General features: G+C 58.8%; 10 protein-coding genes. 5 read left to right on the plus strand and 5 right to left on the minus strand.

Features of this window, described 5'->3' with window-relative positions:
- Positions 1–114 precede the first annotated feature (114 nt).
- Positions 115–1,461 carry an aminotransferase-like domain-containing protein gene (locus Cth01_RS23550; protein WP_045840574.1) on the minus strand — a complete coding sequence of 449 codons (1,347 nt, stop codon included), beginning with the start codon at positions 1,459–1,461 and terminating at the stop codon, positions 115–117.
- Between the two features lie 139 nt (positions 1,462–1,600).
- Between Cth01_RS23550 and Cth01_RS23555 the strand changes: the two genes are divergently transcribed.
- Positions 1,601–2,005 (plus strand): VOC family protein, encoded by a 405-nt coding sequence (locus tag Cth01_RS23555; RefSeq protein ID WP_045840585.1) that lies wholly within the window; start codon positions 1,601–1,603, stop codon positions 2,003–2,005.
- A gap of 246 nt (positions 2,006–2,251) precedes the next feature.
- Entirely contained in the window at positions 2,252–2,824 is a 573-nt protein-coding gene (locus tag Cth01_RS23560) for a DinB family protein (RefSeq protein WP_045840575.1), read from the plus strand.
- Between the two features lie 126 nt (positions 2,825–2,950).
- Here the strand turns inward: Cth01_RS23560 and Cth01_RS23565 are convergent, their stop codons facing one another.
- Complete coding sequence (locus tag Cth01_RS23565) at positions 2,951–3,730, minus strand: alpha/beta fold hydrolase (protein ID WP_052703463.1); 780 nt, start codon at positions 3,728–3,730, stop codon at positions 2,951–2,953.
- Positions 3,731–3,987: 257 nt separating this feature from the next.
- Between Cth01_RS23565 and Cth01_RS23570 the strand changes: the two genes are divergently transcribed.
- Positions 3,988–4,518: an O-acetyl-ADP-ribose deacetylase gene (locus Cth01_RS23570; RefSeq protein ID WP_045840576.1), complete on the plus strand. Its 531-nt coding sequence runs from the start codon at positions 3,988–3,990 to the stop codon at positions 4,516–4,518.
- Between the two features lie 165 nt (positions 4,519–4,683).
- On the opposite strand, the gene ertE is transcribed toward Cth01_RS23570, so the two are convergent.
- Entirely contained in the window at positions 4,684–5,976 is a 1,293-nt protein-coding gene (gene ertE, locus Cth01_RS23575; RefSeq protein WP_045840577.1) for an N-carbamyl-l-glutamate amidohydrolase ErtE, read from the minus strand.
- A gap of 90 nt (positions 5,977–6,066) precedes the next feature.
- Between ertE and Cth01_RS23580 the strand changes: the two genes are divergently transcribed.
- Together Cth01_RS23580 and Cth01_RS23585 are read left to right on the plus strand one after the other, a co-directional pair.
- On the plus strand, positions 6,067–6,960 hold the full coding sequence (locus Cth01_RS23580) for a LysR family transcriptional regulator (protein ID WP_034359521.1): 894 nt from the start codon (positions 6,067–6,069) through the stop codon (positions 6,958–6,960).
- Positions 6,961–7,491: 531 nt separating this feature from the next.
- Positions 7,492–7,914: an Imm10 family immunity protein gene (locus Cth01_RS23585; protein ID WP_045840579.1), complete on the plus strand. Its 423-nt coding sequence runs from the start codon at positions 7,492–7,494 to the stop codon at positions 7,912–7,914.
- Between the two features lie 83 nt (positions 7,915–7,997).
- Here Cth01_RS23585 and Cth01_RS23590 read toward each other — a convergent pair whose 3' ends face one another.
- Positions 7,998–8,396: a BLUF domain-containing protein gene (locus Cth01_RS23590; RefSeq protein ID WP_034359506.1), complete on the minus strand. Its 399-nt coding sequence runs from the start codon at positions 8,394–8,396 to the stop codon at positions 7,998–8,000.
- A 226-nt stretch (positions 8,397–8,622) separates the two neighbouring features.
- Positions 8,623–9,396 carry an MHYT domain-containing protein gene (locus tag Cth01_RS23595; protein WP_045840587.1) on the minus strand — a complete coding sequence of 258 codons (774 nt, stop codon included), beginning with the start codon at positions 9,394–9,396 and terminating at the stop codon, positions 8,623–8,625.
- Between the last annotated feature and the right edge of the window lie 338 nt (positions 9,397–9,734).

A 9,734-nucleotide genomic window follows, 5' to 3' on the forward strand; every position in this document is an offset into this window, starting at 1 on the left:
TTCCTTGCACAGCTCGAAGAACTCCCGCTTCAGCGGTACCTGCAGCGACTGGTTAGATGGATTGCCGGGCATCTCTCATTGGCCTTGCCCGGCAGTCCCGCGTCGGCACCGCACTCAAGCCTGCGACCTGAGCAGCTCTGCCAGCATCTTCAGCGCGTCGCCCAGGTCTTCGAAGCCGGGAGCGCCCAGGCAAATCCGAAGACCGCTCCTCTCATCCTGCGGGTCCACCATCATGGCTTCCGGCTGGGTCAGCTTCAAACCGATTTCTGCGGCCGCGGCGACAAGACCATTGGCGGCCTCGCGCTTCATCGGCAGCCAGACGTTGTAGGCATGGGGATGCCAGACAGGCTCGCCAGTCCCCAGAAGCGAGGCGGCAAGCCTGGCACGCCGCTGTGACTCATGGCGCAGATCTCGCTGGATCGAGGCGATCACGCCGGTGGCCAGCCATTCATCGACTACCGCACAGGAGAATGCCGATGGAGCCATCGGCACATCCTGCACCAGTTCTTGCGCGGCGCCGTCCAGTTCTTTTGGGAGCAGCAACATGCCGATCTGCAGCCCCGGCCCAAGCGACTTGGAGAGCCCGTTCACATGCAATGAGATATCGGGCGCCAATGCCGACAGCTGGGGTAAATCAGGGAAAGCGGCGGCATAGACCCCGTCTTCGATGATCCATGCTCCCGCTTTCCGGCAAATATCCACAATGGCTTGCCTTCGCTCCAGGCCCATCGTGGCAGTTGTCGGGTTGTGCAGCGTCGGGGTGAGGTAGACGGCCTTGCCATCGGTTGGCGCGACACTGCCGAGTGCGTCCGCGAGCGCTTGCGGCACCATCCCTTCGGCATCGATCTCGACACCTTGCATCCGATACCCTTTGCGCCGGGCCAGGGCAATAGCGCCGGGATAGGTGATCCGCTCGGTCACAAGCAATCCTGGCGGGCCGCAAGCCAGATCAAAGGCCAATGACAGCGCCTGGCGCGCGCCGCTCGTCAGAAGCAGAAGCGACGGATCGACGGCCAGGCCAAGTGTCATCAGCCAGCGTGCGAGAACACGACGATGTTCCAGATGTCCGCCGGGAGGTGCATAAAAATTGAAATGGTCGGTGTCGATTTTGCGAGCAATCCCCGTCAATGCCCGTGCCAGGATGCGTGCGTTGAGCGCGGCCGGCGGCGCATTGGACGACAGGTCAATCAGGCGATCACCATGCGCCTGCTGAATCGCGACAAATGTTCCCCGCCCTTTGACACTGCGCGTCAGACCTCTGCGCTCCAGAGCGGCATAGGCCTTCGTCACCGAGCCAAGACCGATTTGCAGCTTCTCTGCAAGATCTCGATGCGCAGGCAGGCGGTCGCCCCCCGCCAGCCGGCCCTCGACGATGTCGTCGGCCAGGGCAAGTGCAAGCCGTTCAGCCGCATTGGCTTCAATGTCTGCAAGGCGAGGCAGCCAAGGGGATTGGAGGAGCATGTTTGCAGTCTCGATAAAAAATAGTGTCTCGTGACACTATTTGATTATTTGATAGTGTAACGTTCTCGCAAATGCCTTTGCATGGCTGCCTCTCGGTGAAAAGTGCCCAGCAGCGATGACGGAAAGCAAGGAGAGCGAGATGTTTAGCCACGTGACTGTTGGAACGCGTGACCTTGAACGGTCAGGCCGCTTTTACGACGCGGTGCTTGTACCGCTTGGTCTGAAGCGCCGGGTCGTGCTGCCCGATGGTGGGCCGGCGGCGCTTTGCTGGGTAAGCGCACATGCGAGTCTGCCTCGTTTCTATGTCTACAGTCCGTACAACGGAGAACCAGCGACTGTCGGCAATGGCAGCATGGCGGCCTTTCTGGCGCCGTCAGCCGCAGCAGTGGACTCCGCCTACGCCGATGGTCTGGCGCACGGTGGCAGGGATGCAGGGGCTCCCGGGCCACGTCCTCATTATGGGGACGGCTACTACGGCGCCTATCTGCGCGATCCCGATGGCAACAAAATCCATATCGTGCATCGCGCCGACCTCCAGCCCTGATGCAAGAGATGTGCGTATTTCTGGAGGCGCCGACATGACCGACAGCCAGATCGCACTCGTCTATCGGCGTGATTGGGCCTCAAGCCGAGAGCAGCTGTGTTGTCGCTCAAGGACCCGTCCTGGTCGAAAAGGCCGCATTTATCTGATCCGTGACGACGCCGGCCAGGTCCGGGTCGGCGGCGAGACGCACACGCATGTCCAAGGCGAGCTGCACAGTTTTTGAAGACCTCCAAGGAACTCTCGAGTATGTCCACAACCCTTCAGCACCCATACCGCCCACCACTCGAAGAGCGCGCCGCGCTGTCCGCATCGGCCGTGGACACATTGAGAATGCTGGTGCGCTACAAGGCCTGGGCGAATGGCCTGACGTTCAAGAACGTGATGGAGCTACCGGAAGGCGAGGCTCTTCGACAAAGACCGGCGCGGTTCGGGAACATGGTGCATACCTTGAACCACGTCTATGTGGTGGACGATATCTTCAGGCACCACCTACAAGGCAGGAGGCACGGCTACACCGCACGCAATACGGACGATACGCCTGCGGTTGACGATCTATGGAAGGCGGTTCAGGAAATGGATTCCTGGTACACCGGGCTTGTCGATTCCTGGTCGGACGAAGACCTTGTGAAAGTCGTCCATTTCGAGTTTGTGGGAGGGGGACAAGGTGCCATGACGCGCGAGCAAATCGTGCTGCATATCGTGAATCACAGCACTTATCACCGAGGTTTTGTCGGCGACATGATGTATCAGATACCTTTTACGCCGCCATCGAATGATCTGCCCGTATTCATCCGAGATCACTATCGCAACACTCGGTGAGGCGTTCAATTTCGACGGGGTGCCCTGAAATCGTGTGGTGTCGACGGTAGGGCGGAGGGTATTGGCCTGTGCCACTGCAGGCCACAGCGACATGGCGTCTGGCGCCCGGCCTACGCTCTTGAATCCCTATTCATGTACCGCCGAACTCTCTCGTGATGTTGCAACGTCCCGAACGAAGTCAGCCACCGCCGCAGCGGCCTCTTGCGGAATGGCTTGCAGTAGGCAATGTGGAGCATCAAACGCCTGAACTCTTATCTTCCGAAAATACTGCTTTGCATCAGCCACGGAAGACTGCGGCACCAGGCGGTCACGTATCCCTTGCAAGTAGAGAACCGGAGCATCAATGGCTTTGGCATGTGCTCGCGCATCTACGGATACCACCGCTCTCAGCCTTGAACGTAGAACCGCCGTTTGCACCTTGGCCAAGGCGGACCGCAGCATAACCCGCAGACCCGGCGTCGCAAACCGGCCCAGAAGCATCAGGTTCAGTATTGGAGCAGGAGGAAGCGGAACGGGCATGGTCGCCAGGCCTTTGAGCCATCGAAGACCCGGCCTTGGATTGCGAACGAACGAGCAGCACAGAACAAGGCCCATAACGCGCTCCGGGTATGCCGCTGCCAGCGAAATGGCAATAGGTCCTGAGAAAGACTCTCCCAACAAGACCAAACGGCCATTGGGCGGCAAGGCCGATGTGGCAAGTTCCGTCAGATCGGTATAGGTCTGTCGCGCACCGGAAGCTGGATAGCTAACCACGACGACGGGCGTCGTCTTCCCCAATGCGGCAACGAACGGTGCGAAAAGCTCACCCGTGCCATCCATTCCAGGAAGGAGAACAAGGACAACGGGCCCAACCTCGGCCAGAGATGGCGACTGCAAATCAGAGAATCCTGCTGAAAGGCTGTTCATGGCCGGGGGCGGTAGTTGCAATCCGATCCATTACAGCACTTTGAATAGTCTAATTTAAAGGTCAAAGGAACTTGTTTCAGGGCGGCCGGAACAGGGCAGCTTCGGCTTGCGGGGAGGGCGGGTATGCCTTGCGGGTCGTGTGCATGCGACCAGGAAATCGGACTGAGATCGGCACTTACGCAGGCAACGCGTTTACAAACCTGGCACGCCATTGCAGCATCAGCTGCCTTCCCGCTCTTTCGCTTTACTTTACAAATATGCCCACACGCCTTCATGCCATCTGCTCTGACATTACAAAGCTTCATATGGAAGCTATTGTCAATGCAGCAAATTCGTCTCTGCTTGGCGGAGGTGGCGTCGATGGTGCAATCCATCGTGCGGCAGGTCCAGACCTTGTGCATGAATGTCGGCTGCTCGGGGGCTGCAAGACTGGCAATGCAAAGGTGACCAAGGCTTATCGCCTATCTGCCCACTACATCATCCACACCGTCGGACCTGTGTGGAGAGGCGGGGAAAGCGGAGAAGCAGAGCTGCTCGCTGGCTGCTATCGCCGATGCATGGAGTTGGCGCAGGAGAAGTCCGTCACCTCGATTGCTTTCCCGAGCATCAGCACCGGCATATACGGCTACCCGATGGAATTGGCTGCGCAAGTGGCGGTCAGGACCGTCCAGGAAAGCCTGTCGGAACATTCGCCAATTGAAGAGGTTGTCTTCTGTTGCTTCTCACCTGCCGACTTGATTCAGTATGAATTGATTTTGAATCGACTTGCGTCATCCGAATCCGAGTAGCACTTGAGCCTGGTGTCCAGCTTTCATGACTGCTCCTGAACTGCAGTGAGGGCGTGAAAAGCCGATCATTGCTGCATAGCGAGCCCAGAAGACACTCAAGAGCCCATTCACGCATGACTGGCAGGGGGCAGGGCTAGCCTGGTTCGTTCGCATTCGTGATTGCTGCTAGTCCATTTGCTCGTCCAGGTTCAGCAGGGTAGCGGCCAGCACCTGGGTGCCTGCCAGAACCTGACCCGGTGAAGCCCATTCCACCGCGCTATGGCTGCGTCCATCAAGACACGGGATGAAGATCATCCCCGAGAGTCCGGTATGAGCCAGGTACATGGCATCGTGGCCGGCACCGCTGGGCATGCGTCGACAGCCCAGACCCAGGCGCTGGGCGGATTGCTCCACGGCAGCAGCAATCAGCGGCGCACAGGCAACGGGGTCCACATGGGTGCGAGGCTCCACACGCCAATTCACGCCCAACCGCCCGATAGCCGGGCCGCAGCGCCGCGCCAGAATTTCCCAGAACTCCTGCAGCAGGGGGGCATGGTTGCTTCGCACCTCCAGCGTCAGGTCCACCTGGCCGGGCACGGTGTTGCTGGCGTTGGGGGAGACGTTCATGCGACCTACCGTGGCAACCACGTAGTGAGGTGTGCTGCGGCTCCAGTGCAGCGCCAGGCGCTGGGCCTGGCGTATGACTATTGCTGCAGCCACGAGAGCATCGCTACGTTCATTCATGGGGGTGGTGCCCGCATGATCGGGCCGGCCTTCGAAGAACAGCTGAGCACGGCGTATGCCCACGATGTCGGTCACGGCGCCTATGTCCAGGCCTTCGCGCTCCAGCATGGGCCCTTGTTCGATGTGCAGTTCCACAAAGGCCGCAAAGCCGTCCTGCCGGCGATCGGCCTCGGCCAGAGCTTCGGGGCGGGCGCCCAGACGCTGCAGGGCCTGGCACAGTGTGTCGCCCTGATCGTCGCGGGCGGCCAGCATGTCGGCGCTGAGCTGGCCGGCCATGGCGCGGCTGCCCACACAGGAGATGCCGTAGTCACTGGGCTCTTCGCAGAGAAAGTCTATGACCTCGAAAGGGTGCTTCAGTGTGATGTCCGCGTCCTGCAGGGCATGGGCCACTTCCAGGCCAGCCAGCACACCCAGAATGCCGTCGAAGCGTCCTCCGGCGTTCACCGTATCGGTGTGCGAGCCCGTGGCCAGGGGCTTCAGGTCATCGCACCGGCCGGGACGGCGGCCGATGAGGTTGCCTGCGGCATCCAGGCGCACCTGCAGGCCCGCGGCTTCGAAAGCTTCGCGCAGCCAGACGCGTGCGGCCTGGTACTCCGCGCTGAAGGCGCGGCGGGTCCAGGGCATGTCGGCCCGGGTGAATTGGGCGAGGTCTTCGAGGCGGCGCCACAGGCGGTCGCCGTCGATCGGTGGCAGAGCCGGGGAAAGAAGGGGGGAGCAAGAAGAAGCGTTCTGCATGGAGTAATCTTCGCCCGAGATTTACCAATAAGGAATCTTTTGATGTTTATGCAAGGTATTAGTGAAACTTTGGCTAATGCCCCTGGTTTGATGCTGTTGAGGAGTTTTTGTCTGGTCGTTCAGGAAGGCAGCTTTTCGCAGGCTGCGGAGCTGTTGCAGCTGTCCCAGCCGGCGGTCAGCCTGCAAGTGCGTCAACTGGAACGCCATCTCGGCACGCGCCTCATAGAACGCGTGGGGCGGCGTGCTGTGCCGACGGCTGCCGGGAAGGCCTTGCTGGAGCAACTGCCTGCCGTGAGCGTGGCGCTGGAAGGCCTGGCCCATGCGCTGAGTGCGCATGCGCGCGAGGTGAATGGGCAGGTGCGTATAGGTACGGGTCTGACCGTGTGTCTCTATCTTCTGCCTGCCGTGTTGCGCCAGATACGGGCCAGCCATCCAGGCATCGACATCGTGGTGGTCACGGGCAATACCGAGGAGTGCGTCAAGCGCGTGGAGGACAACAGTCTGGATCTTGCCCTGGTCACCTTGCCGGTAAACCGCCGAGCCTTGCTGGCGACTCCCGTGCTGCACGACGAGCTGGTGGCCGTAGCTCGCCCGGAGATGCTGATGCCAGGCGATGCGGTTGCTGCGCCAGAGCTGAGATCCCTGCCTCTGCTTGCCTTGCAGAAATCAGCCAGCACGCGCGGCGTGGTCGATGCCTGGCTGCGCCGTGCCGGTGAACTGCCGCATCCTCAGATGGAGCTTGACAGCGTCGAAGCGCTCAAGGAGATGGCGGCCATAGGCCTGGGTTATGCCGTGGTTCCGCGCATGGCCATGCAGGGGCGAGGCGCTCGCGATGACCTGGTCTCACGTCCGTTAACACCTGGATTGCAGCGAACACTGGCGATGGTATTGCGCAAGGACAAGCCATTGAGCCGTTCCTTGTCGTTGGTTTGCCAGGGTATTCAGGCTCATTGTGCAGCCTGGATGCAGCGACCAGAGGTTTGAAAGTAGTTTGATCGAATCTATCCTTGCTGCGCCAGTACCGATGTCTGCCATCGGCGAGACAGGAACTCACTGCCTTTTGCATCGGGGTCATCAATTGATGCACACGGGCTCTTCTGTTGCCAAGTCTCCAGCGTGGGCAGCCGCTGCCGGACGAAAGCGGCGTAGGCACATGACCTTGAGCTGACCTCCGTCAGAGGGACTGAAGGCTGAAGACAATCGGGTTTGAGTCCGGGGGCTCGGCCCTGTGGACCATGTAGCAAGAAGGCCCAGGATAATCTGTCCGCAGAACATCACGGCTGCTCCGTCAATAACCAGCATCTATCTTGGATCAGCCAGTAGTCGAGCCGGTGCGGCGAGGCTCATCAACCGAGTAAGTCAAGCAACAAACACCAATGAATCCGTTGCAGCACAGGTTCTGCAAACGCCGGGAGGCTGCTGCCGGTCGATCCGCGACGCTCGTGATCAGGGCCTTCCCGCCATAGGATCCGGATTCCAAGCCTGTCGCTGCCCTGAGTCCTCAAGAACACCCAAATGAACACTTTCTCCTTTCGCGCAGCCTGCATCGTCACCAAAGACCCGGAGGACTTCTGCCACCTTGTCGGCTTTGCCGACAAGAAGCACGACACCGAGCATTACCTGATGCTCCAGCGCTCCTTCGAAGAGGATGAAGACGAGCAGGATGAAGAACTGGGCATGGATACCTACCATGTCGAGTGGAGTAGGCAGCAGAGACCTCGCTATGGCGGCATTGAGCGGTTTGTGCTGAAGCGTACCGGTGCGGAGCTCACGTTCAAACGCGAGGCGGAGGAGGGCATGGATGAGCCGAAGCAAATGTCCATCGCCTTTGATCTTTCAGCCGGCGAGTACGAGGAACTGAAGGCCGCCTTGACGAATATCTTTGCCGGGGAGAGCTGCTTTGAGATGAGCGACGGCCAGGCCATCGGGGGCGCATAGGCGTGACGAACGCAGCCCTTCGGCCAGGGTGCACTACCAAGGGAAGGACGGATGCGACGCAGCCGTGATGGTCATGGAAGCTGCTAGGCAGCATCCAGCATTGGCAATAGTTGCTGCAGGCAACTCATTGCGGCGTCTCCGTCAACAACCCACATTTGGGCCAACGGTTCGGCATCATCTACCGAGAGGTAAGCCATGGTCCAGCCGGAGAAAAGGCGACTCGTTATACCTCTTGCCTCGTGCTGCGGAGTGAAATTGGTATGGCGATTGTCCAGGGATATCTTTTTGGCCAATGCAATCACCTGTTGCTGAGGGCCCTCCATGTATTGGACGAAGCGCTGACCGTCAAAAATCAGTATCCCTGTGATCCCATGGGCCTCATTGAAGCGGCGTGAGACTCTGGTGATATCTGCGACACAGCTCGTACTGGCGTCACTGGCGATTTCACTGTGGTAGAGAAAACATCCGAGCAGGTGTTTCAAGATTGCCTCTTACTTTTCAGCGTTGCATAGGTGCGGTTGGTGCCGGTATCGTGTTTGTCTCAAGCCAGGTAGACAGAACCTATTCCTTGCAGACAGAGTTGGAGTGGTGATCAACGGGCCGATTGCTCGTCATCGGGCGACATGTGCCAACGAGACAGGTCGAGATTGATGGTGGCGCAATGCGAAGCAAGCCCCATAACAAGGGGCACCATTCTGCTGCCGCAATTCATTTGCGAGGGATGCCTGCTCTTGTGCTGCTCTTTTGGAAAGATACCAGCGCCAGGTCCATCAGCAGAACCATCGACATGCCCAGGGCCAGTACAGCCACTACCATCGGCAGTCCAAGTGCGCTAAGCACATACCTTCCCGAAGGAATCGCAAGGCGATTTTCCGTCGTGCAAATGAACTCGGCAGCACTCATGCCTGTGTAGTGCATGGCACAAACGGCAAGGGCCATGATCGCCGCAGCAAGCAGGCGCATGCTTGTCTGCTCGGTATGAAATGCCAACCACAGCGCCGCAGTTGCAGCCACGAGAGCAATAAGCACAGACATGGCGATTCGCTCATAGTCCCACTCCAGGTGGCCTCCAAAACGCATGCCATACATGCCTAGGTAGTGCATGACAACGGCACCCAGCCCAAGCATTGATCCGGCCAAAAGCAAGCGACCAATGCTGCGCGGATTGCGAGCCACGATATGAAAAGCCAGGGCCGAGATTGTCACCGCGGCAATGAGCGACACGCCGGTCTCCCATATCGAGTAGCCGGTCCCAAGATCCATGCGCAGCGCAAGCATGGCAATGAAGTGCATCGACCATACGCCAATGCCGCCAAGAGCAATCCCTGTGCTGCCGAGGCTCATCAGATAGGTCTGGCGGTCATCAACCTCCGGCTCAAGTCGCTTGGCGGAGATCAGCGCAATGAAGGCGCCAATCATTGAAATCGCGTACGACAGTACAACCAATTCCATGCTGTAGCTGGTGCTGACCATTGCATCCATGAGCCTCTCCTGGTTGCCGAACAAGAAGAATCCAGAATTTGTAAATTGACTTGTATCAAATTAATTCAGAGTCATCAAGATGATTTGATGAATCAGATCTGATTAGATGCTAGTTAGATACATCAGATCTGATATCTATTTAAAAATTGAAACAAGTCAATGAATATGTAAGCACTTGACACAAACAAGCGCTCAAGGAGCGATCGCAGGGGTGCCCAAGGCGTACCGGCTTCACTCCAACTGGGCGGCATCCCGTTTTGTCAGGCCATTGACTACAGAAGGCACATATGAGAGTGAACGCACCGGTAACTCAGCGGGAGTACAGCTTTGATGAGCAC

It is taken from the genome of Comamonas thiooxydans, from assembly GCF_000964545.1.
GTDB lineage: Bacteria > Pseudomonadota > Gammaproteobacteria > Burkholderiales > Burkholderiaceae_C > Comamonas > Comamonas thiooxydans.

Excerpts from the sequence above, each read along its gene's own strand:
- Cth01_RS23550 (WP_045840574.1), bottom strand. The coding sequence starts at position 1,461 with ATGCTCCTCCAATCCCCTTGGCTGCCTCGCCTTGCAGACATTGAAGCC.
- Cth01_RS23555 (WP_045840585.1), top strand. The coding sequence starts at position 1,601 with ATGTTTAGCCACGTGACTGTTGGAACGCGTGACCTTGAACGGTCAGGC.
- Cth01_RS23560 (WP_045840575.1), top strand. The coding sequence starts at position 2,252 with ATGTCCACAACCCTTCAGCACCCATACCGCCCACCACTCGAAGAGCGC.
- Cth01_RS23565 (WP_052703463.1), bottom strand. The coding sequence starts at position 3,730 with ATGAACAGCCTTTCAGCAGGATTCTCTGATTTGCAGTCGCCATCTCTG.
- Cth01_RS23570 (WP_045840576.1), top strand. The coding sequence starts at position 3,988 with ATGCCCACACGCCTTCATGCCATCTGCTCTGACATTACAAAGCTTCAT.
- ertE (WP_045840577.1), bottom strand. The coding sequence starts at position 5,976 with ATGCAGAACGCTTCTTCTTGCTCCCCCCTTCTTTCCCCGGCTCTGCCA.
- Cth01_RS23580 (WP_034359521.1), top strand. The coding sequence starts at position 6,067 with ATGCTGTTGAGGAGTTTTTGTCTGGTCGTTCAGGAAGGCAGCTTTTCG.
- Cth01_RS23585 (WP_045840579.1), top strand. The coding sequence starts at position 7,492 with ATGAACACTTTCTCCTTTCGCGCAGCCTGCATCGTCACCAAAGACCCG.
- Cth01_RS23595 (WP_045840587.1), bottom strand. The coding sequence starts at position 9,396 with ATGGATGCAATGGTCAGCACCAGCTACAGCATGGAATTGGTTGTACTG.